Here is a 23,445-nt window from a genome sequence, read left to right on the forward strand (position 1 = left end):
GGTTTTGATGATTATTCAATAATTCTGGTTTATTTAGGGAAAGTGATTTTTTTAAAACAAAAATCAGGCATTGTCAATGAACATCAAAAATAAAGTCGGCTGGAAGACAGCATCAGGCTTGGTGATAGCCAATATGATCGGAACCGGGGTTTTTACAAGTCTCGGATTTCAGGTGGCAGAAAGTCAGAATACCTGGAGTATCATCCTACTTTGGGTGATAGGAGGGTTGATGGCACTGATAGGGGCATTTGTCTATGCAGAGTTGGGTACCCATTTCAAACAATCCGGAGGTGATTATATCTTCCTTTCGAGGACCATTCATCCTGCGGCAGGTTATCTCTATGCCTGGATTTCCCTGACTGTGGGTTTTTCGGCGCCGATTTCCATTGCGGCCATGGCCATGGTCGAGTATTGGGAACCATTGATAGGTTTCCACAATAGCAGGACTATCGGTATGGCGGCGATTTTGATGATGGGTTTGTTTCACTCGTTTTCGGTTCACCAATCTGGTCTTGTCCACAATATCCTTACCGGCATCAAATTGCTTTTTGTCTTTGTCCTCATTGGATTGGGATTCGGATATGCTTCAGTTCTCTCGGAAAGCAGTTTTGATTTTAGCGCTTCTTGGAAAGGGGAGATTTTTGCCCCCGGATTTGCTGTTTCTCTGATCTATGTTTTTTATGCCTATACAGGATGGAATTCTGCAGCATACATCGTAGAAGAAATCAACGAACCGCGAAAAAGCCTTCCCAAGGCATTGATTTCTGCGGCTATTCTGGTAATGGTCGTTTATGTGTTGTTGCAGCTTGTCTTTCTAAAGCATGCTTCTATTGAGCAGCTGGAAGGAAAAGTTCAGGTGGCCACCTTGGCATTTGGGAACCTTTTCGGAACCCAAGGGGTGTTTTGGGTGAGCCTGTTTATTGGAATCCAGCTAATTGCCACGATAAGCGGCTATACTTGGGTGGGTCCAAGGATTACCAATGCGATGGCCAAAGAATATGTGTTTTGGAAACCATTGGCTTTGGTCAACAAAAACGGGATACCGGTTAGGGCTATATGGTTCAATACTTTTGTAAGTCTTCTATTGATGTTTACCGGCTCTTTTGAGGCCATCATGTTGTATGCAGGGTTTGTCCTTCAGGTAATGGGAACCTTAACCATCGCCGCTTCTCTCAGACTCAAAAACAGATCCGGATTCCAAAGTCCGTTCCGGCCTTGGCTGCAGTGGATTTACATTGGTTTCAGTCTTTGGGTGATGGTATTCATGGTTTATGACCGTCCAAAAGAAAGCCTTTTTGGATTGGGGATAATCTTTGTAGGTTACTTACTTTATCTGTTTGATTCATTGAAAAAGCCAAATAAAGTATGATTAAGTCAAAGCTTCCTGATGTCGGTACCACCATTTTTACAGTCATGTCCAAGTTGGCCACGGATTGCAATGCCATTAACCTGGCGCAGGGATTTCCTGGATTTGATTGCTTCCCCTACCTCCATGACCTGGTGACCAAATATGTAAGTGAAGGATATAACCAATACGCTCCCATGAGCGGGGTGCCGATTTTCAAGCAAAGGATTGCCGAAAAAACTAAATTGGTATATGGGGTGGACTTCAATGGAGAATCGGAAGTCACAGTCGTTTCCGGTGCTACTGAAGCTCTTTTTGCAGCAGTGACGGCTGTGGTCAGGCCTGGTGATGAGGTGATTTTGCTCGAACCCTCCTATGACAGCTATGCTCCGGCAGTGGTGTTGAATGGCGGAATTCCGGTATATGTCTCCCTAAAGCTTCCTGATTTTTCGGTGGATTGGGACAGCGTAAAATCAGCCATCTCTGACAAAACCAGACTGATCATGGTAAATACTCCCCACAATCCATGTGGCTATGTCTGGACTCAGGATGACCTGAACACCTTAGCCGAACTGATTCAGGACAGGGAAATATACGTCGTCAGTGACGAAGTCTACGAGCATATTACTTTCGATGGAAGGAAGCACCTCCCCTTGTTCAGTCATCCTCTGCTCAAAGAAAGGACTTTTGCCTGTGGCTCTTTTGGAAAAACTTTCCATATCACAGGATGGAAAATAGGATATTGCCTGGCTCCCGAAAAACTGACCTCAGAATTCCGGAAGATCCATCAGTTCCTGACCTTCAGCACAGCCACTCCACTGCAGTATGCTTTGGCAGATTTTATGGTGGAACCATCCAGATACCTCCATCTCAATGACTTTTATCAACGAAAAAGAGATTTGTTTTGTCAGGGTTTGAAAAATACGGCTTTTGAATTTACTCCCTCTCAGGGAAGTTTTTTTCAAATGGTTTCCTACGCCCACCTTTCTCAGGAACCTGATTATGACTTGTCCGTGCGGATGACCCGGGAGATCGGTGTAGCAAGTATTCCTGTCTCTGTTTTTTACCATAACAAAACCGACCACAAATTGCTCAGGTTCTGTTTTGCCAAAGAAGATGATGTGTTGGAAAAAGCGCTTGAATTGCTTCAGAAACCTTTGTTTTGAGCGATAATCCTAATCTACCTATCCCCGAGTTTTCTTACTGACACAAAAAAATCCCCACCTTACTCTATTCTGGTAAAAAGAATGGCAATGGAATGCGATTTGACTTCGTAAGTGGTTTCATAGTAATTTCCGGCCTCAGTCCATAAGCAAATATCACATGGCCCATCAAGGCTGGTATCTACCCACCTCCTCCAAGTCACACTTATCCCTTCGATAGTTTGGGGTATTTCAAAGCTTAGGTTTTGATTGTAGGAATTGATCAAGTAATGCATGGCCATTTTACCGTTGAGGGACATTACTGTCATCGCGATGCTGAGTGAGGTCGGGGACCAATCAGGTTGGTGAAGTTTGATACCATGCCAATAAATTTTGGACTGTGTGAGCAGTTCCTTCAAACTCAGTGTGAATGTGGATTGGGAGGTTTCTCTCAGCAAGCGTTTTTTGATCAGTACCTTCACAAACCTGAATATTTCTTCATTTTTTTCAACCAGATCCCAATTGAACCAAGAGAGCTCATTGTCCTGACAATAGGCGTTGTTGTTGCCCTGTTGGGTATGTAGGATTTCATCTCCCATCAAAAGCATGGGTGCTCCCAATGACAATAAGGTGACCGTGAAAAAGTTTTTGATCTGCCGTTTGCGAATTGCCAAAATCTCAGGATCGTCTGTCGGACCTTCGACACCGCAATTCCAGCTGAGGTTGTCATTATGTCCGTCGCGGTTGTTTTCACCGTTTGCAAAGTTGTGCTTGATATTATAAGAAACTAGGTCATTCAAAGTAAACCCATCATGGCAGGTGACAAAGTTGATGCTTTGTTCCGATTCTCTGTTTTTGGATCCATATATGTCCGGGCTTCCGATCAACCTTGTTACAAAATCACCCACTTTTCCTTTGTCTCCGCGGAGAAAACTACGGGCATCATCTCTGAATCTCCCGTTCCATTCTTTCCAGCTGTCACCGGTGAAGTTGCCTACCTGATACAATCCCGAGGCATCCCAAGCCTCAGCAATCAGCTTGGTGCCTGCCAGGATCGGGTCAGATTCGATGTCCCAAATGATCGGGGCATTTTCGATGGGATTGCCCCTTTCATCCCTGGATAAAATGGAAGCCAAGTCAAACCTAAAGCCGTCCACATGCATGTCCCGCACCCAAAAGTGCAGACTTGAGATGATCATCTTTCGGACAATCGCCTGGTTGGCATTCAGCGTATTACCTGTTCCTGAATAGTTTTTGTACTTGGACCGGTCATTGTCCAGAATATAATAAATGCTGTTATCGATGCCTCTGAAGGTATAAGTCGGTCCTTCTTCGTGGTTTTCTGATGTATGGTTAAATACCACATCCATGATCACTTCCAATCCTGCGCGGTGAAGGGCTTTGACCATATCCCTGAATTCATCCAATACTTTCAGCGGATTTTCGGGGTCGGTGCTGTATCCCTGATGCGGGGCAAAGAAAGAAATCGGACTGTAACCCCAATAATTGGATTTGCCCTCAGGGGCATCCTGAACATCAAACTGAAAGACAGGCAGCAGTTCTACGGCAGTGATACCGAGTTCGACGAGGTAGGGGATCTTTTCTATCAGCCCCGCAAAAGTCCCTCTTTTGTGTGGGGCAACTCCCGAATTTGGATTTTTGGTGAATCCGCCGACATGCATTTCGTAAATGACTGTGGATGAAAATGCTTTTCTTGGATGGATATCACCTTCCCAATCATACAATCCCAAGTCGACAATAACGCTTTTCAGGGACATGGCATCTTCTTTTCCGAATTTGCTGACTGCTTTTCTGTTAAATTGTTTGGGTATGGATACAGCTTTGGAGTAGGGGTCAAGCAATATTTTGGAAGAATCAAACCGGTGTCCAAGCATGGGTTCGAATGGACCGTGCACGCGGTAACCATAAAGTTGACCTGGTTTAACTCCGGCAACAAAAATATGCCAATAGTGGTAAGTTTTGTTTTTTGAAGCATCCAACCGGAAGGTTTGGATTGGTTCGATATCCTCTACTTTGTTAAAAAAAAGCAATTCGACCCAAACAGCATTTTTAGAAAAAAGACAAAAATTGACTCCTTCAGGAGAAAAGCTAGGACCTATTGGGAAGCTTTGGCCAACTGAAGTTGAATATGGGGTGATGGGTGTGGACATTGGGTTAATTTGTCTCAGCATGAATTTAGCGCCGAATTAAGCTTGTTTTTAAACGTGAAACAAGCAAATCCCCCATGCTGTTTCCAAATATTTCGTCATCTTTAATATTGGAAAATTTCTGTAACTAGAATAAATCTATGGAAAACCCTATCAATAATCCCAATATTAAAAAACTGAGCCCTGAAGAATGGGAACAGGCTTGGCAAAATAACTGGAAGGATGCCCAAATGGACTATGAACTTCCTTCCAATAGCAAAAAATCGAAAAAAGGAAAATCCGAGGAACGTGATTTTCTGATGAACCGAAGGTCGGCCAAAAAGGAAAAGGAAAGGCTGAAAAAAATCTCCGAAGAATTTGAAATGGGTTTCAAAAAGCTTGGAAAGCTTGGGCCCGCGATCACCATTTTCGGTTCGGCAAGGTTCAAGGAAGGCGACCCTAATTATGAAATGGCAAGAAAAGCTGGGTATGAATTTGCCAAAGCCGGGTTTACAGTCCTCACGGGAGGCGGTCCCGGAGTGATGGAAGCTGGAAACAGGGGTGCCCATGAAGCGGGTGGCCCGACTTATGGCCTGAATATCATATTGCCAAAAGAACAACATCCCAATCCCTATGTGACTGACAGCATTGAATTCAAGTATTTTTTTGTTCGAAAGGTTATGTTGGTCAAGTACTCCTGTGCCTTTATTGTCATGCCCGGAGGGTTGGGCACATTGGACGAACTTTTTGAGGCGGCGACCCTCATCCAGACCAAGAAGATCGGACCGTTCCCCTTGATCTTGGTAGGGAGTAAATTTTGGAAGGGATTGCGGGATTTTGTCGGCTTTATGTCCGAACAGGGCGTTTTCTCTACCGACGAAATCGGTTTTTCCAAAATTGTGGATACTCCTGAGGAAGCCGTGGACCTGGTGCTGAAAAGCTTGCCGCCGTCACTCACCAAAGAACTGGTTCCTATCACTAAGAACAAAAAGGAGAAAAAGTAAATCCAAAAACCCTTATCCAAAATATTTGTTATATTTAAATCCTATAAAAAAGATAGGAAATATATGAAATATTAAAAATACGTTTTTACATTTGTCAACCCACTCTGTTTCAAAGGATCAATTTGACCGTTTTTTATACTATGGGATAAAATTTGAAGAGGCGTTACGCAATAAAAAGAGTGCTTTAGAAAAATAAGTAACCAAACCATACCGATATGTTTTTTTATAAATAAAAACATACTAAAACGATATGAAAAATATGATATTAAAATTTGAATTCTATCCCAAACCTGATTTATCTCAAACCACAATTAAAATTTAATTTCTATGAAACAGATTTTACAGCTTGTCCTGATCTCAATTTTCTTTGTACACTCTGTATTTGCACAAGAAGCAGTCCGGGGAATGATCAAAGATTCTGCGGACAATCCAATCGTGGGCGCTGCAATCACGATCAAGGACACAAAGTTTTATGCGATCTCGGACGAAAATGGAGAGTTCCAAATAGCAGGAATCAAGGATTTTCCTGTGACGCTTTCTGCAAGCTTCGTTGGATTTGAAGCATTGTCGATTGAATTAAAAGAACATCCAACTTCGCCTCTTCAACTTGTGCTGATAGAAGACGACCTATTGGCAGAAGTATTGATCACTGCCAGAAGACGTCAGGAAGAAATCCAGGCTGTTCCGATTCCGATTACTGTCGTTAGTGGGGCATTGGTGGAAGAGGCACAGGCATTCAATGTCAACAGGTTGAAAGAATTGATACCTTCTGTCCAGCTTTATTCATCCAATCCACGAAACACCACGCTAAATATCCGAGGTTTGGGTTCCACTTTTGGTCTGACCAATGACGGTATTGATCCTGGAGTCGGATTTTATGTGGATGGCGTTTATTATGCAAGGCCCGCAGTCACTACCTTGGATTTCATCGATATTGACCAAGTGGAAGTACTCCGTGGCCCGCAGGGAACACTTTTTGGAAAAAATACCACAGCCGGTGCCTTCAACATCAGTTCACGCAGGCCAAGATTCCAACCGGGGGCGACGGTGGAATCAAGCTTTGGAAATTATGGCTTTATTCAGACCAAAGCATCCGTGACAGGTCCTTTGAGTGAAAAACTGGCCGGGAGGATTTCTTTTTCAGGTACACAAAGGGATGGTTTGATTTATAATGTTGCCACCCAAAAATATACGAATACCATCAATAACCTTGGGGTAAGAGGGCAGCTTTTATATCTTCCTTCTGATAAAGTGGAGATTTTGTTGGCGGCCGATGCTACCAAACAAAAACCTGACGGCTTTGCCCAGGTAGTGGCAGGCGTAGTGCAGACCAAGCGTGCACCGTTCAGACAGTTTAACCAGATCATTGCAGATCTGAATTATACGCTTCCTTCCACCAATGCATTTGACAGAGTGATTGACCATGATACACCATGGAGATCCGGGAATGATATCGGAGGTGTTTCATTGAATGTGGATGTAGAAGTTGGAAAAGGAACCTTGACTTCAACCTCAGCTTGGCGGTATTGGAATTGGGACCCCTCCAATGACAGGGATTTTACAGGATTGCAGGCATTATCCAAATCCCAGGCGCCTTCCAAGCATGACCAATATTCTCAGGAAATCAGATATGCCGGTGATTTTAACTCAAAATTGAGCGGAGTAATTGGGGTTTTTGCATTGAGCCAAAATCTAAGGTCTAGCCCTTACCATACTGAAGAGTCTGGAATTCACCAATGGAGGTTTGTCCAGAATAACCAAAACCCGCTTTGGAAAACTCCGGGGCTGTTGGATGGATATGGGACACGAACCACAAATAGTCTAAAAAGTTTTACCGGAGCTGTTTTTGGGCAGTTGGATTGGGCTATCACAGAGAAGCTGCATATTCTCCCAGGTTTGAGATGGAATTACGACCAAAAATCTGTGGTTTTTGATCGGGTGACCTACGGAGGATTACAGACTACAGATCCCGCACTTTTGGCCCTCAAAAATTCGGTGTTTAATGATCAGGCATTTGACGCCGAAGTCGAAGAGTCCAATTTCTCAGGACAATTCACTGTTGCTTACAAAGCCTCAGAGCGCATCAATACTTTCGCCACTTACTCCAAAAGCTATAAGCCTGTTGGGGTCAATTTGGGTGGTTTGCCAAGAGAAGGCACGAGGACCATGATTGAATTGGCAAGGGTAGAACCGGAGGATGTATCCCATTTTGAGTTGGGAGTGAAAACCAATCCCACCCAACGTTCCACTTTGAATTTAAATTTTCACCATACCGATATCAAAAATTATCAGACTTTGGTCCAAACCCCGGATTTAGCCGTGAACCGGGGCTATCTTGCCAATGCCGAAAGGGTCAGGGTGTATGGAGTGGAACTGGATGGCAATATCAGAGTCAATAGAAGCCTGTCATTCTTTGGGGCCTTGGCCTATACAGATGCCATTTATGTGAGCTTTACCAATGCACCGGTACCACTGGAAGAAGTCGGAGGAGAATCCTTTAAGGATATTTCAGGGGGCAGGCTTCCAGGGGTTTCCAAATGGGCAGGTTCCCTTGGAGGTGAATTGGTCAACGATGGGAAATTGATGGGGTGGAAGGGGGAATTCTTCTTTGCAGCGGAAGGATTTTTCAGAACTGAATTTTCTTCCAGTCCTTCGCCATCAGCCTTCCTGAATATTGATGGCTATGGCTTGGTCAATGCAAGGGTAGGTTTCAGGGCAAATGATGGGCTGTCTTTTTTCTTATGGTCTAGAAACCTTACCGATACCCAATACTACGAACAATTCCTTCCCGGGGCAGGAAATGCCGGGCACTATGCTGCCGTACTTGGAGATCCAAGAACATTCGGGTTTACTGTGAGGTACAATCTTACAGATTGATAATTTCCAACTTCTTAAGTGTTTTCTTTTGGATAGTAATTTTATTCTCTACATACCCTACAAAAAATATAGGAATTGTTGGAATAATGGGAATTTGATTTTACTTTTGGCACCATCAAATAGAAAAAGGTCAAACCATGGAAAAGGTAATGTTGAGATTGCGTGAAGAACCGTTTTGGTTAGGGTTCTTTGGGCTGAGTCTTCTTTTGGTTTTTTTGATAGGCTATAAGGCCTTTTCAGGGATTTTCACAGGGGTGGAGATTGATTATGAAATGTTTGCCTGGTTTTTATTGGTTGGTTTTGTGGCGCAGACCATTGATGGAGCTCTTGGGATGGCATACGGGGTCAGCTCAAATTCAATATTATTGGGAATAGGTGTTCCCCCTGCAATGGCGAGTGCATGGGTTCATTTTGCCCAGGTATTCACGAGTCTGGCTTCAGGGTTTTCGCATTGGAAACTTGGAAATGTGAAGTGGGACCTTGCCAAGAGATTGATGATTCCCGGAGTTTTAGGAGCAGTGGCCGGAGCTTATTTCTTATCCAATATTGATGGGAATACGATTAAACCATTTATAGCTGCCTATCTCATGCTGATGGGGGTGATCATAATTTCCAAGGTGTTTAGAAAAAGGAAGAAAGAGTTTGATTCCAATGGAAAAAGTCTTCCCTATTTGGCAGGTGTCGGAGGTTTTGCGGATGCGGTAGGCGGTGGAGGATGGGGTCCAATTGTCAATTCGACTTTGCTCGGTAAAGGTCAGGTACCCCGATTTGCCATCGGGACAGGAAATTTTGTAGAGATATTTGTATCCTTGGCAAGCGCAAGTACATTTTTATTTTTTGTCAAAGAATTGAGTTTAGCCCCGGTTTTGGGTTTGATTTTGGGTGGGGTGATCGCAGCTCCTTTTGCGGCGGTTATCTGTAAAAAACTGAATCCTAGGATTTTATTGTTTTTGGTGGGTTTGTTGATCATCGGGTTGAGTATTCGAACATTCTATCTTGCCGTCCAATAAAATTCCAATAAGGCGCATTGGATAGTTTGGCCTTAACTTTTTTCGTACTTTGGGGAGCAAAAGAGAAAAATAATGCTGTCCAAAAGAGCCAAATATGCCATAAAGACCATTTTATACCTTTATGAGCATCAGAGTCCTGTTCCCATATCAGCCAAAACCATCTCTGAAAAAGAGAGGATTCCCTACAAATTTTTAGAGAATATCCTTCGTGAACTCAAAACCCATCAGGTGGTCAGAAGTGTGCGTGGGGCGGAAGGTGGATATACTTTGGCAAAGGACCCTAATGAAATTACCGTCGCCCACCTGATGCGCATCATTGATGGACCGATTGCTTTGATACCCTGTGTATCAGAGCGTTATTATGAATCTTGCGGTGAATGCGAAAATGAAGAAACATGCCGTATACGAAAGCTTTTTGCCGAACTAAGAACGGAAATGCTTCCGGTACTTGAAAAATCAATCATCCAACTTGCCGGTTTGTAGGCAATTAATTTTGAAATTCTTTTCGTTGGAATCCAAGGTTTAAAATTTTTTAATCATTACCCTATAAAAATGATAGGGTAATTAGGATAATTAAAATCCACCTTTTATATTTGAAGCATCGTTTTGAAAAAACCTTTGTCAAACAAAAAAATATTTAATCCATGGCATCTCCAATCTCTACCCAACAAGCCCCAGTTCAGGAGTCATTCACTTTCCAAAGTGTATCAAAAAGATCAGAAATTCTTGCTCCTTTGGTAAGCGTAACTGAAATGATTATGGCTTGCGATATGGTAGAATTGACAGGACAAGGTTCTTTTAACTTCCCTAATTATCCTGAAGCCAACAAAAACTTTCAAGTCTTATATTTTAAACTCACCTCTGATTTCGAAAGCCTCAAAGGTTTGTTTAACGGGCTGATCAGCATCGGACAGCCGAAAGGTGTGATTTTGGAATTCGAAAAGGAATTGAATACGTACACCTTGAAATTTTACTCTTCCAATGAACCTGTTGTTACAGGATATTTTTCAAAAATAACCAAGGAAATCTCGGAAGAAATCAGATTTAAAAAGATCCTCAAAAAAATAATTGAAAACCAAAAGTCCTTTGAAGCTGAAGGCCAACTGCTTCGCAATGAGATTTTCGCATAAAAGTTCTCTCCGATTAAATTTGTTGTTAAGGGGAAAGTCCAAGTGGATTTTCCCCTTTTTTCATTTGATTTGCCGATTTTAAAAGCAAATTTTGCAGCACGTTTTCAATTTTAACTTCTCCGATTCCAAATGAATAAATACATCGATCTGATCCAACAGACTTTTGACTTTCCCACCAAAGAATTTAAAGTAGAGAACAACGAGCTGCACTTCAACGGTGTCAACCTCATGGAAATCATCAAAACCTATGGGACGCCTCTGAAGCTGACTTACCTTCCGAAGATTTCTGAAAACATTCAAAATGCGAAGACCTTTTTTGGGAATGCGATCGAAAAGCATAATTACAAGGGGAAGTACACCTATTGCTACTGTACCAAGTCGTCACATTTCAGCTTTGTGTTGAATGAAGCATTGAAAAACGACATCCATATCGAAACATCTTCCACTTTTGACATTCCTTTGGTCAGGAATCTTTATGCCCAAGGATTGATTACAAAGGAGACCTTTATCGTTTGTAACGGTTTCAAAAGACAGCTTTACAAGCAATACATTACCGAATTGCTCAATGATGGTTTTGTCAATTGTGTTCCCATCCTGGACAATCTCGGAGAAATCGACTATTACCTGGAGAATGTCAAAGTACCCTTTCAGGTGGGTATCAGAATTGCAGCCGACGAAGAGCCCAAGTTTGGGTTTTACACCTCAAGATTGGGTGTGAGGTACAATGACATCATTTCTCTTTACGAAGAAAAAATCAAGGACAATCCCAATGTCAGTCTGAAGATGCTTCACTTTTTCCTCAACTCCGGGATCAAGGATACTGCTTACTATTGGTCTGAATTGACCCGGTTTATCCAAAAATATGTAGACCTCAAAAAAGTGGCGCCGTCCTTGGATACCATGGATATCGGAGGCGGATGGCCGATCAAAACCAATGTGTTTTTTGACTATGACTACCAATACATGGCAGAGCAGATCGTCAAAAACATCAAATGGATGTGTGCCAAAAACCATACTGACGAACCCAATATTTTTACCGAATTCGGTAGCTATACTGTGGGAGAAAGTGGTGCTGTGCTCTATTCCGTTTTGGACGAAAAACTCCAAAATGACAAGGAACTCTGGTATATGATCGATGGCAGTTTCATCACTCAGCTTCCTGACAGCTGGGGGTTGAACCAAAAATACATCATGCTTGCAGTCAACAATTGGGATGAAGAATACCACAACATTTCACTTGGAGGCCTGACCTGTGACAGTATGGATTACTATAACTCCGAAGCCCATCAGTTCAATATTTACCTTCCAAAAATAGAGGAAGGAAGAAAACAATACATCGGATTTTTCCACACTGGAGCGTATCAAGAATCCCTTGGCGGCTATGGAGGAATTCAACATTGTCTGATACCTGCACCCAAGCATGTAATCATTGACAAGGAAGCAGACGGTACGGTCAGGCATTGGCTTTTTGCACCGGAGCAGACAAGCGACAGTATGATGAAAGTACTTGGATATGTGAAATAAGAAAAAGGGGTGGTTTTCAGCAAACCACCCCTTTTTTTGTTTGCTGCTTTCCCTAAGTGAATGATTAAAAAATCTCCTTTTCGAAAGTCAGCAAATGTATTTTTTCAACCTTCTGCGTGATCGACTTTTTCTCCGTTTATGGTAATATATCCTTTCATACAATCAGCCGTCATACAGCTATGAATGGGAAGGATTCCGAGAAGATCACCCACTTTAACTTTGGAGAGCAATTCGTCAGAAGCCTTGATGATGCCGTGCTCCTGAGAAATACTTTTCAAAAATGACCGCTGCGAAGGGATTTTCCATCCGTTTTCTGTCAGGTAGACCACCTCGCCAAAATTTTTCCCTCCATCAGGTTCAGTCAGTACATCTTTGGCAAGATGTACACCGCCACCGTGTACGAGGATTTCTTTTCTTTCTTTTTTGATATCTACCACAGGAACCACCAAAGCCACAGCCACATCTTCCCTGCTACAGCTTCCCAAAGCCACTTGCATCAGGTCATAAAAAACAAAGTTTCCCGGCCCAAGCTCATCAATATCTCCAAAATCCTCCATCACAGAGCAGCCGGGAGTGTCCCCTGTCCTTGTGACAAGATCAGGATATTCTGACCGGTATTTATTTTTCAGCATGCTGAGGGCGGCACGGGTTTGCTCATAGATTTTAGGGATGTTTTTTTCATAGTAAGAGTGACCCGCATGAAGGTAAAACCCCTTGAATTTGAGTTTGTCTGTGCTTTTGGCTTTTCGAAGAATGGCTTCCATCAATCCAAAATCCGACACCTCTACTCCGGTACGGCCATAACCTGCATCTATTTCGATAAAAAAGCCAACAGGATTTTCCAATTCATTGGCGAGTTTTTCAGTAACAGCCTCATTGATAAGCTGCACAGATAGTGATTGGGTTTTGGCAAGGTCACTCAGGGTTTTTGTTTCGAGGGGATTGAATGGAAATGCGATGTGGATGTTGTCCCAACCCTGACCACAAAAGTACGCCGCCATTTTGATCGAGGATACGGTAATTTCTCTTATACCGTATTCCATGGCCCATTTTCCCACCAAGTGGGATTGTGAGGTTTTGAAGTGGGGCACAAGTTTTTTTCCATATCTTTTGGCTTTTTCCGACATCTTCTGAAGGTTATGTCGGCAGATTTTTTCATCTAGCAAAAGGGTAGGAGAGGTGATACCGGAAAGTACAGACATGGAATGGATGGTTTTTGATTGGAATTTGAAAGTAGGGAAAATGCCCCAATCAAAAAATATTTCCCACAGCCGATCATCAAAATAATAGGAATGAACCTGACATTTTTGGTAAATTATGGCCTGTTAATAAAACAATTATCCCCAATCCCAACCTATGAGAACCAAAATTCTTTCTAAAGGTATTGTCCTTTCATGTTTCTTGATTGTATCCTTCCTTTTTTCCTGTAAGGAAAAAGAAAAAGCACCTGAAGATCTTCAGATCACCCAATATGACCATGAAGTCGTCAAAAAGCAAGCTGCAGAAATAGAGGCAACGGTGACCCCGACTTTGGCTGAAGGGCTATCGATGAAACTTTGGGCGGTAGATTCCATGATTATCGATCCGGTTTCAATTAAGGTGACAGATGATGGAACTTTGTATTATGTAAGTTCTGAGCGTCTGGGACAATCAGAATTTGATATCCGGGGACATCAAAATTGGGAGATACAATCCATCAGCTGGCAAAGTGTAGCCGATAGGAAAGCCTTTTTGCGTAAAGAATTCGCTCCGGAAAGGAGTGGGGAAAACAAGTGGCTGAAGGATCTGAACGGTGATGGTTCTTTTGATTGGAAGGACCTGACGGTGGAGAAAGAAAGTGTTTATAAAGTGAAGGACACCAACGGTGATGGCTTGGCGGATTGGTCTCAGCGGATTGTTTATGACTTCCATGAGGAGGAGACAGATTTGGCATTGGCAGTTACGGTACATGAAAATGACCTTTTTGTGGGTGTTGCACCGGATTTTTGGAGGTTACAGGATACCAATGGAGATGGGTTGATGGACAAAAAAACTTCCATTTCTCATGGATATGGTGTGCATGTGGGATTCGGTTCCCATGGTATGTCGGGTGCCAAAGTCGGACCTGACGGGAGGATATATTGGGGAATAGGAGACATTGGGTTTCATGGGACTGACCAAGATGGGGTTGAGTGGAATTACCCCAACAGAGGAGTTGTGGTCAGATCAAATCCCGACGGAAGCGACTTTGAAGTGTTTGCGATGGGTTTGAGAAATACCCACGAGTTTGCTTGGGATGAATATAACAACATGATTTCTGTCGACAATGATGGCGACCACAGAGGGGAAAGTGAGCGTTTGGTTTACTTGGTCAATGGTTCGGATACGGGCTGGAGAATCAACTGGCAGTTTGGAAAATACCGTGATCCGGACAACAATTCTTACAAAGTCTGGATGGACGAAAACATGTACAAACCAAGACATGAGGGACAGGCGGCGTACATTACCCCATGCATCATCAATTATGTAAACGGCCCGACAGGGATGGTTTACAATCCCGGGACTGCCTTGGGAGAAAGGTGGAAGCAGCACTTTTTTGTGGTCGAATTTGTGGGAAATCCAGCCCGCTCTGGAATCCATGCTTTTCAGCTTAAACCTCAGGGAGCCACCTTTGAGCTTGCCAAAACCGAACTGATCCAGACAGGAATGCTTCCTTCAGGGATAGATTTCGGACCTGACGGTGCCTTGTATGTGGCGGATTGGATCAATGGTTGGGGAAGTAAAAATTATGGACGTATCTGGAAGCTTGATGATAATGAAGGTCAAAACTGGGCAGCAAGAAAAGAAACCCAACGGTTGATCACATTGGATTATTCCAAAATGTCTGAGGAGGAATTGGAAGGACACCTGTATTTTGAGGATGTCAGGATACGGAGAAAAGCACAATTTGAACTCGCAAAAAGAGGAGAAAAAGGTGCAAAAGTATTCGAAAAGGTGATGAATCAGAAGGCCAATCAGATTGCAAGAATTCATGCCATTGTCGGAATGAGCCAGATTGCGAGGATGGAGGACATGAAATTTGCGAAGCCATTGATTCCATTGCTAAAAGACACTGATCCTGAAATCCGTGCCCAAGCTGCCAAATGGATCGGTGATATCAAATACAAAGACGCCGGAGAATTTTTATTGGCTCTTTTGGTAGATGAATATCCAAGAGCAAGATTTTTCGGTGCCGAGGCCATAGGCAGAATCGGCTATACACCGGCATTTCCCTCTTTGGTAGGCTTGCTTGATACCAACGATGATGAGGATGCCTATATCCGACACGCTGCTTCTTTGGCTTTAGCGAGGTTGAACCAAGCTGATGAGTTGGTAGCGCTCTCAACAGAACCCAGCAATGCTATCCGGTTGGGTGCTGTATTGGCTTTGAGGAGATTGAGCCACCCCGGAATCCAGCAATTTCTAAAAGATCCAAACGAGTATATCGTAACTGAGGCGGCAAGGGCAATCAATGATGATTTTTCTATAGAGGGGGCTATGCCTGCTTTGGGTGACATGTTGGTTACCACAAAATTTTCAAATGAACCGCTGATAAGGAGGGCTATCAGTGCTAACTTAAGGGTAGGCACAGAAAAGTCCATGCAAAACCTCATTGCTTATATTTCCAAACCTGGGGCACCTTTGGTGCTGAGACAGGAAGCGATCGATGCTTTAGGGACTTGGACCAAGCCTTCGGTTTTGGACAGGGTAGACGGAAGGTACCGAGGAGAAGTTACAAGAGATGGCGCATTGGTCAGAACTGCAGCTGCCGGCACCTTGCTTCAAATGTTGAATGAAAAAGAAAACGGACTTAAAATTTCAGCAATCAATGCCATCGGTAGGCTTGGAATCCAAGATGGATCAGACGAGCTTTTGGCTTTGATCCAAAATGACAAATCTCCTGAAGTCCGTGTTGCCTCTATCCAGTCTCTCGCCAAAATGAATGCCTCCAATACAGCTGCAGGCATCGAAAAAGCCATTGCAGATGCTGACAAATCAGTCAGGGTGGCAGGCTTGAGCCTAATGGAACAATTGGATATGGACAAGGCCCTGAAAGTAAAACTTTTGAATGAAATCATTGAAAAAAGAACCACCGAGGAAAAGCAAGCTGCATTGGTAGCTTTGGGTAAATTGCCTGTGGAAAATACCAAAACTGTCTTTGAGGACCTATTTGCCCAGATGTCTGCGGGCAAACTTCCTACGGACATTTTATTGGAACTTTCTGAATCTGTTGAAATATCCAAAGACCCAACTCTTGCAGGAGGATATCAAAAAGCAGCAGACATGCTATGGAAAGGAGATGTATTGGCCTCTTACCAAAGCAGCCTCAATGGCGGTGATGAAATCAAAGGAAGGGGAATATTTTTCCAATCCCAGACCGGCCAATGTATGCGCTGCCATGCTTTTGACGATATGGGAGCGACTGTTGGCCCAAGTATGAACGGCGTGGGCAGAAAGTTAAGCAGACAGGAGATTTTGGAATCCCTGATCGACCCAAGCAAAAGGATTGCTCCGGGATATGGTATTGTAATGGTGGAGTTGAACAACGGAAAAACCGTCAACGGTATCCTTGAAAATGAGACCAATTCCTCACTTCTGGTTCAAATGGGCAATCAGCCTGACACCCTCATCCAAAAGATAGACATCAAAACCCAAAAGATGGCTGCCTCAAGCATGCCGGACATGAAAGCTATCCTGAGCAGGAGGGAAATCAGGGATTTGGTCAGTTATCTTGCCACCTTGAAAGAAGATTTTTGAAAAGGGTAGGAATTATATTTCTGATTTCAATCCTTGTCTTTACCGGGATAGGTGTAGGGTTGATTTGGTGGGGGAGAACTATGCTTCATAATGCGGATATTCCCCAAAAGACACACCTATTGGAAGATTCTCAATCCCAAAAGGTGATGGTCTTTTTTGCCCATCCTGATGACGAGATTGCAGTGGGAGGTACTTTGCTTGATTTACGAAAGCAAGGACATGAGTTGATGATGGTTTATTTGACCAAAGGGGAAGCCGGGCCAACGGGAGGGTTGGTGAAGCAGGAGGAACTTGGAGCAGCAAGGGCACTTGAAATGAAAAAAGTGGCAGGAATCCTTGGAGCAAGTGAATTAGAAATGTTTGACTATCCTGACAGTGGCCTCAAGAATCTACCTTTGGATACCTTCAAAATTGTAGCAAGGGAAATCATCGAAAAGCACCGGCCTGATGTGGTAATCAGTTACGACAGTAAAGTCGGTCTTTACGGACATCCTGACCATAGGATGGTTTCCCAAGCGATGGAAGAAGTTTTCCTTGAGGATAAAAATAAACCGGGATTTCCAGTCAAAAAACTCTATCAAGTCACTTTATCCCCCAAACAGATTGAAATTGCTTTGAAAATTGCTCCCGGCTTTCAAAGAAATTATCCCAAGACAGGAGAAGGATTGCCGGTTCCCGATTTTTCAGTTGGGACCACGGCCTATTTCTCCACTTTGGTCAGGATGATGGAAGCACATGCCACCCAACAGGAGGTTTTCAGAGATCTATTGCCTTACAGGGAACAAGTGCCAGAGTTCATTTATTCCAGAATTTTTGACAGGGAGTATTTTTATGAAGTGAAGTAGATTCCAGGATTGAAATGTCGTTTAGAAAATAAAAAAATTCAATTATGATAAGACATACGGTTGTTTTCAGACTCAAATTTCCAAAAGGTTCATCGGAAGAAAGGGAGTTTCTACAAGCGGCAGCTGCCTTGGCATTGATTCCGGGAGTTCAAAAATTCGAATCCCTCAGACAAATCAGCAAGAAAAATGATTTTGATTATGGCCTTTCCATGGAGTTTGATTCGGAAAGTGGTTATGATTCCTATAACAATCACCCCGACCATTCAAAGTTTGTGAATGACTTTTGGGTAAATTCGGTTGAGAAATTTTTGGAGATTGATTATAAGTTGATCAAATAAGAAAACAATCTTTTGGGGACAAACCCGAAAGAGATGCCTTAATAGACAACAAAATTTTTTGAATTGCGGAGATGTTATTTGACCAAGGTTACTTCAATGGCAAATTCAACTGCCTCGTCTGTTCCGTCAGAGTTGACATCAAAAGGCTCCGACTCATCCAAAACTAGAACAAGTTTGTTATTGGTCAAGCTAGTAACATCAAAGTCTTGGTCGCCGTTGACCGAAGTCAATGCCAACTTGGTATTGTTATTTTGAAGGCTATACGTGCCCGAATCCTCCTCCATACCATCCACTCGGACTACGTAAGTTCCATCGGCATTAAATGTAAATTTAGTGGTTTCCAATTCTGCCTCTTCAATAATTCCCGAAAGGAAAAGGACCTGTACAGATTGTGCTACTTGGGGTGAAAGGCCCATTACGGAGGTCAGGTAGGTCAGTGCCGTCTGCCCGTTTATAGTAGCTTCTTTGAGAGAATAGGAATCAAAACTCCATGTTCCCACGATGGTGGCAGAAGGAGATTTGTCCTCACTCATACATGATCCCAAAAATGAAAACGCGGCGATAAGTACCGCAAAAAAGACGAATTTAAAGTTCTTGATCATGGCTTAACAAGTTTATAGATTCTACATAAATCTCATAAATTTACAGAATAAACCGGAAATATTAAAACCAGAATAATTTAAACACAATTTTGATTTTAGTAAATCAAGTATTTTTTACGTGAAATTTTGAAGGCATCCAGGTCTTTTTGCCAGGATGCTTTGATTTCGGCTTCGCTTTTTCCGGCCAGAATATCCTTTCTTAATTGGTCGCTTCCAGCCAATTTGTCAAAAAAATTATTGAAAAACTTTTCCTTCTTTCCTGAAATTTCATAAGCCTCCAACAGGTATTTCAAAGTAAACTGATGGGTCAATGGTTCATTTCTCAGATCCCTGCCATAGCACTTTTTATCCTGCTGTGGCGGAGTCTTTGACATGCCTTCTATACTTACCGGAGTGAAGGTGAAATCCCCGAACTTGGGATCAGGATAGCCATAAACCTGAAAAGGAAAATAGGTTCCCCGACCCAATGATACATCTGTCCCTTCAAAATAACAAAGCGTCGGGTATAGCCGGATGGCTGTATCATTGGGAAGGTTTGGAGAAGGTTTGACAGGAAGGCTGTAAGCCATACTGTGGTTCCAGTTTTTGACTGGAATGACTTGGATTTCGCTTTTTACGCCTCCTTTGAGCCAACCCTCACCATTGATCATCTGGGCCAATTCCCCTACAGTCAGTCCATGGACCACAGGTATGGGATGCATGCCTACAAAACTTTCATATCCTTTTTTGAGAACAGGTCCATCGATATAGTTACCATTGGGATTGGGTCTATCAAAAATCAACATTGGCTTTTTGTTTTCGGCGCTGCTTTCCATCACATAATGCATGGTGCTGATGTAGGTATAAAACCTGATACCGACATCCTGCAAGTCATAGACGAGAACATCAATATCCTTTAACGTTTCGGCAGAGGGCTTTTTATTGTTTCCATACAGCGATACTATCGGCAATCCGGTGCGCTTATCAATCTCAGAATTGACAACTTCTCCGGCATCGGCATCTCCCCGGAATCCATGTTCGGGGACAAAAACCTTGACCACCTCAATCCCCTGGGACATCAGAAAATCAACGAGGTGGATGTTGTTTTTGGAAGTAAGGATGGAAGTCTGATTGACTACCAAGCCGACTTTTTTTCCTTTCAAAAGAGGAAGGTAAACCTCAGGCTGGTCGGCAGCCGGCAAGATCATGTTTTGATTTTGGGACTGGATTTCAGGTTCAGTTTGGGTTTTTGTTTTGCAAAATGCCAGACTCTGAAGGAAAAATGTAGCGAGTATGATTATTTTGAATGGCTTCATAGTTACTTTGCGGTAGAATTTCAACCAAATAAACAAAATCATTGAACCTTTCCTATTTCATTGCCAAGAGAATCAGTTTTAAGAGGACAGGCGGTTTTACCGGAACAATCCATCGCATTGCAGTTGCATCCGTGGCAATCGGAATAGCGGTGTCTTTGGTTTCTTTCATGATTTTGGGTGGGTTTCAGGACAAAATCTCCGAGAAGGTTTTTTCATTTACCGGACATTATCAGGTTCAAAAGTTTGTTTCAGGCAATGCCTTCGAAGAAAGCCCCACTTCAACCAATTCTGATTTTTATAAGGATTACCCCAAAAATCAACTGATCAGCCATGTGCAGGTTTATGCACACAAGCCCGGTCTGCTAAAAGGAGACGAGGAAGTGGAGGGGGTTTTGATGAAAGGAATTGGGCCTGACTTTGATACGCTGGACTTTCAGAATTCCATCATCAAAGGGAGATTTATCCAGTTTTCCGATTCCGGTGCTTCCAATGAAATCCTTGTCAGCCGCAAAATCGCTGACAAACTTAAACTGGAGGTAGGGGAAAAGATTACCATGTACTTTGTGCAGGAACCCCCAAGATTCAGGAGGTTTGAAATCGTCGGACTTTACGAAACATTTTTGGAAAATTTCGATGACAAAATCATCATTGGGGATATTCAGACCATCCGAAACCTTAATGGCTGGTCCGATGACCAAGTAGGAGGTTTTGAAATTTTTGTCCATGACAACAAAAAGTTGGATGAAATGGCTGAACCCATTTATAATTCTCTCGACTTTGACCTCAAGCTGATCAAAGTGACGGATAAGTACATCGAGATTTTTGATTGGCTGATTTTGCTCAATAACAATGTGTACATATTTCTTGGGTTGATCCTGTTCGTCGCCGCCTTCAATATGGTGTCCATTTTATTTATCCTGATCATGGAAAGAACCCAAATGATCGGGATACTAAAGGCCTTAGGATCGACCAACAAACAGATCAGGAAGATTTTTGTCTGGAACGGGGTCAAGATTATCAGCAGGGGATTGCTGATTGGCAATGCCATTGCGATTGGTTTTGGATTGCTTCAGGATAAGTTCCGGCTTGTAGCACTCGATCCCGAAAGTTATTACATGACCTTTGTCCCGATTTCATGGAATTGGCCGGTATTTTTTATACTCAATGCAGCTGTTCTTCTGGTGACAACTCTGGTGTTGTTTATCCCTGCAATGCTTATCAGCAATATCCAACCGATCAAAGCTATACGGTTTGATTGACCTTGTAAGTCTTGAAAAAGCTTAAAAATTTCATGTAAATCACTCCCCAAACAGCCTCTTTGAAAATGTGGGTGTTCATCTTGGAAGTTCCCTTTGTGCGGTCTGTGAATATAATGGGTACCTCTTTGATCTTGAATCCAAGTTTCCAGGTAGTGAATTTCATCTCAATCTGAAAAGCGTATCCGATGAACTTGATCCTATCCAACCTGATGCTTTCCAAAACCTTCCTTGTGTAGCATTTGAACCCTGCGGTGGCATCTTTGATGGGCATCCCGGTGATAAACTGCACGTATTTGCTCGCAAAGAAAGACATCAATACCCTTCCCATCGGCCAGTTGACCACATTGACTCCTGTAATGTACCGCGAACCGATAGCCAGATCATAACCATCTTCAGCACAGGCTTTGTACAACCTGACAAGGTCTGCGGGATTATGGGAAAAGTCAGCATCCATCTCAAAAACGTATTGATAGCCATTGACCAGTGCATAGTGGAAACCTTCGATGTAAGCGGTTCCTAAGCCAAGTTTGCCGGTTCTTTGAATCAGGTGGATCCTGTCGGGAAATTCTTTTTGTAATTTTTTTACTTCTGCAGCAGTCCCATCAGGTGAATTGTCATCTATGATCAGGAGTTCGAATTTTCCATCCAATTCCATGACAGCCTTGCTGATGTCATGGATGTTTTCCAGCTCATTGTAGGTGGGGATGATGACAAGTTTTTCTCTGTTCATAAAATTCGAAACCCAAAAATATGATTAAAAGCATGGAATTGTAAGCACCGAGAGATTTTATGCAAAAATTAACATATAATTGCCTCCTGAAAATTTCGCCCAAAATCATGAGAATTGCTGTAATCACCTATGAGGCAAGAGGATCTTATGCCACTACCGATGTGGCGGATGAAGACCTTATCCTGGAACAAATCCTGGCCGAACTTGGTCTTGACTTTACATTTGAAGTATGGTCAGATGACGGTGTCGATTGGACAGCATATTCTCACTTGTTGATGAAATCCCCTTGGGATTATTTTGACCGATATCCGGAGTTTTTGGCTTGGTGCCAAAAGGTCAAATCTTTGGGGATTCCGGTGATTAATAATATGGACACAGTAATCCGAAATTCTGATAAGCGTTATTTACAGGAAATAGAAGACCGTGGATTTTCCATTGTGCCCACGATTTTTAACAGCAAAAACCAAATTCCTGATATTGAAGCCTGTTTTGGGGTTTTTGGAACTGAGCAGATGGTAATCAAACCAACCGTCAGTGGCGGGGCAAAAAACACCATGAAAATCGAAAAGGGAAATTGGCAGGCTGATCGGGAAGAGATTGAAAAACTCCTCGCTTCTGAGAATTTTATGCTCCAGCCTTTTGTCAGGGAGGTAGCCGAAGTAGGGGAGTTTTCCTATCTTTTTTTCAATGGAAAGTTTTCCCATGCGGTATTGAAAAGCGCCAAATCAGGAGAATTCCGTGTACAACATTTTTTCGGCGGACAGATCCATCCGATCGATCCGACTTTGATCGAATTGGTTTACATCCAAAAGATTATTGATGAATTTGCTGCCAATACCCTATATGCGAGGGTAGATGGGGTTTGGATCAAAGGTGTTTTTTATCTCATGGAGCTCGAACTCATTGAGCCTTATCTTTTCCTTTTTACTTCCAAAGAGGGCAGGGAAAATTATAAAAATGCGATCAGGGAGAGGTTTGGGGTTTGAGAGAGACGAGAAGCGAGAGCCTAGAAGTAAGATTTTTTGAACAAAGTATAAAGTACCAAGTACCAAGATCAACCTATCCTTTTCATTTGGAGTCAAAAACTTTTTGCAAATGTTCAGAAAATGAATAACATTTAAACGTAATTATTTCGGCCTCGGCAAGCTCGGCCACCGAGGTTATTCTTGGGAGAGGGAGAGGAGGAAAAAGCGGCGCAGCCGCTTTTTCCTCCTCTCCCTCCAAACGCCGAACCTCCGATCCCTGAGCTTGTCGAAGGGGAAAATTCCATTTCTGTCATTGGTAAGGAGGTACGACTGAGAAATCTTTTGAATAGACCTCTCCTACGTCGAGGTGACAAGGTTAAGCTTATATCCATTTGAATCCTAGTTTTAAAATTGGTCATAAGCAAATAGAAAAAACATCTCGTCCTTTTTCACGGA

18 protein-coding genes are annotated in these 23,445 nt (G+C 42.8%); 13 read left to right on the forward strand and 5 right to left on the reverse strand.

Features of this window, described 5'->3' with window-relative positions:
- The first annotated feature begins 76 nt into the window (after positions 1-76).
- A complete protein-coding gene (locus tag DQW11_RS17310) occupies positions 77-1,369 on the forward strand; it encodes an APC family permease (protein WP_113925368.1) in 1,293 nt (430 codons plus the stop codon).
- A complete protein-coding gene (locus DQW11_RS17315) occupies positions 1,366-2,511 on the forward strand; it encodes a methionine aminotransferase (RefSeq protein WP_113925369.1) in 1,146 nt (381 codons plus the stop codon). The genes DQW11_RS17310 and DQW11_RS17315 overlap by 4 nt, the downstream gene beginning before the upstream one ends.
- A gap of 59 nt (positions 2,512-2,570) precedes the next feature.
- On the opposite strand, the gene glgX is transcribed toward DQW11_RS17315, so the two are convergent.
- Positions 2,571-4,679, reverse strand: a complete 2,109-nt coding sequence (glgX, locus tag DQW11_RS17320) for a glycogen debranching protein GlgX (protein WP_232826783.1) — start codon at positions 4,677-4,679, stop codon at positions 2,571-2,573.
- A gap of 116 nt (positions 4,680-4,795) precedes the next feature.
- Between glgX and DQW11_RS17325 the strand changes: the two genes are divergently transcribed.
- The 6 genes from DQW11_RS17325 to DQW11_RS17350 all read left to right on the forward strand — a co-directional run bounded on the left by DQW11_RS17325 (position 4,796) and on the right by DQW11_RS17350 (position 12,179).
- Complete coding sequence (locus DQW11_RS17325; protein ID WP_113925371.1) at positions 4,796-5,638, forward strand: LOG family protein; 843 nt, start codon at positions 4,796-4,798, stop codon at positions 5,636-5,638.
- Between the two features lie 327 nt (positions 5,639-5,965).
- Positions 5,966-8,515, forward strand: a complete 2,550-nt coding sequence (locus DQW11_RS17330; protein WP_113925372.1) for a TonB-dependent receptor — start codon at positions 5,966-5,968, stop codon at positions 8,513-8,515.
- 137 nt (positions 8,516-8,652) lie between these two features.
- Positions 8,653-9,525 carry a sulfite exporter TauE/SafE family protein gene (locus tag DQW11_RS17335; RefSeq protein ID WP_113925373.1) on the forward strand — a complete coding sequence of 291 codons (873 nt, stop codon included), beginning with the start codon at positions 8,653-8,655 and terminating at the stop codon, positions 9,523-9,525.
- 72 nt (positions 9,526-9,597) lie between these two features.
- On the forward strand, positions 9,598-10,008 hold the full coding sequence (locus DQW11_RS17340) for an RrF2 family transcriptional regulator (protein ID WP_113925374.1): 411 nt from the start codon (positions 9,598-9,600) through the stop codon (positions 10,006-10,008).
- Between the two features lie 161 nt (positions 10,009-10,169).
- Positions 10,170-10,655 carry a hypothetical protein gene (locus tag DQW11_RS17345; protein ID WP_113925375.1) on the forward strand — a complete coding sequence of 162 codons (486 nt, stop codon included), beginning with the start codon at positions 10,170-10,172 and terminating at the stop codon, positions 10,653-10,655.
- Positions 10,656-10,784: 129 nt separating this feature from the next.
- Positions 10,785-12,179 carry an arginine decarboxylase gene (locus tag DQW11_RS17350; RefSeq protein WP_113925376.1) on the forward strand — a complete coding sequence of 465 codons (1,395 nt, stop codon included), beginning with the start codon at positions 10,785-10,787 and terminating at the stop codon, positions 12,177-12,179.
- Between the two features lie 104 nt (positions 12,180-12,283).
- On the opposite strand, the gene DQW11_RS17355 is transcribed toward DQW11_RS17350, so the two are convergent.
- Positions 12,284-13,381: an alanine racemase gene (locus DQW11_RS17355; protein WP_113925377.1), complete on the reverse strand. Its 1,098-nt coding sequence runs from the start codon at positions 13,379-13,381 to the stop codon at positions 12,284-12,286.
- Positions 13,382-13,535: 154 nt separating this feature from the next.
- Between DQW11_RS17355 and DQW11_RS17360 the strand changes: the two genes are divergently transcribed.
- The 3 genes from DQW11_RS17360 (at position 13,536) to DQW11_RS17370 (ending at position 18,138) form a co-directional block, all read left to right on the forward strand.
- Positions 13,536-16,955, forward strand: a complete 3,420-nt coding sequence (locus DQW11_RS17360; protein ID WP_113925378.1) for a HEAT repeat domain-containing protein — start codon at positions 13,536-13,538, stop codon at positions 16,953-16,955.
- A gap of 80 nt (positions 16,956-17,035) precedes the next feature.
- Complete coding sequence (locus DQW11_RS17365; protein WP_157966137.1) at positions 17,036-17,800, forward strand: PIG-L deacetylase family protein; 765 nt, start codon at positions 17,036-17,038, stop codon at positions 17,798-17,800.
- A 44-nt stretch (positions 17,801-17,844) separates the two neighbouring features.
- Positions 17,845-18,138, forward strand: coding sequence for a Dabb family protein (locus DQW11_RS17370; RefSeq protein ID WP_113925380.1), 294 nt, complete (start codon positions 17,845-17,847; stop codon positions 18,136-18,138).
- A 74-nt stretch (positions 18,139-18,212) separates the two neighbouring features.
- On the opposite strand, the gene DQW11_RS17375 is transcribed toward DQW11_RS17370, so the two are convergent.
- Both DQW11_RS17375 and DQW11_RS17380 read right to left on the reverse strand, forming a co-directional pair.
- A complete protein-coding gene (locus tag DQW11_RS17375) occupies positions 18,213-18,740 on the reverse strand; it encodes a lipocalin-like domain-containing protein (protein ID WP_113925381.1) in 528 nt (175 codons plus the stop codon).
- A 95-nt stretch (positions 18,741-18,835) separates the two neighbouring features.
- Positions 18,836-20,035: an exo-beta-N-acetylmuramidase NamZ family protein gene (locus DQW11_RS17380; protein ID WP_113925564.1), complete on the reverse strand. Its 1,200-nt coding sequence runs from the start codon at positions 20,033-20,035 to the stop codon at positions 18,836-18,838.
- A 41-nt stretch (positions 20,036-20,076) separates the two neighbouring features.
- On the opposite strand from DQW11_RS17380, the gene DQW11_RS17385 reads away from it, so the two are divergent.
- Entirely contained in the window at positions 20,077-21,294 is a 1,218-nt protein-coding gene (locus DQW11_RS17385) for an ABC transporter permease (protein WP_113925382.1), read from the forward strand.
- Here DQW11_RS17385 and DQW11_RS17390 read toward each other — a convergent pair.
- Complete coding sequence (locus DQW11_RS17390; protein WP_113925383.1) at positions 21,278-22,024, reverse strand: polyprenol monophosphomannose synthase; 747 nt, start codon at positions 22,022-22,024, stop codon at positions 21,278-21,280. The two genes, DQW11_RS17385 and DQW11_RS17390, sit on opposite strands and share 17 nt — an antisense overlap.
- Before the next feature lie 107 nt (positions 22,025-22,131).
- Here DQW11_RS17390 and DQW11_RS17395 point away from each other — a divergent pair, with 107 nt between their 5' ends.
- On the forward strand, positions 22,132-23,010 hold the full coding sequence (locus tag DQW11_RS17395; protein WP_113925565.1) for an ATP-grasp domain-containing protein: 879 nt from the start codon (positions 22,132-22,134) through the stop codon (positions 23,008-23,010).
- The last annotated feature ends 435 nt before the right edge of the window (positions 23,011-23,445 follow it).

The sequence above is a fragment of the Cognataquiflexum aquatile genome, assembly GCF_003316845.1.
Classification (GTDB): domain Bacteria; phylum Bacteroidota; class Bacteroidia; order Cytophagales; family Cyclobacteriaceae; genus Cognataquiflexum; species Cognataquiflexum aquatile.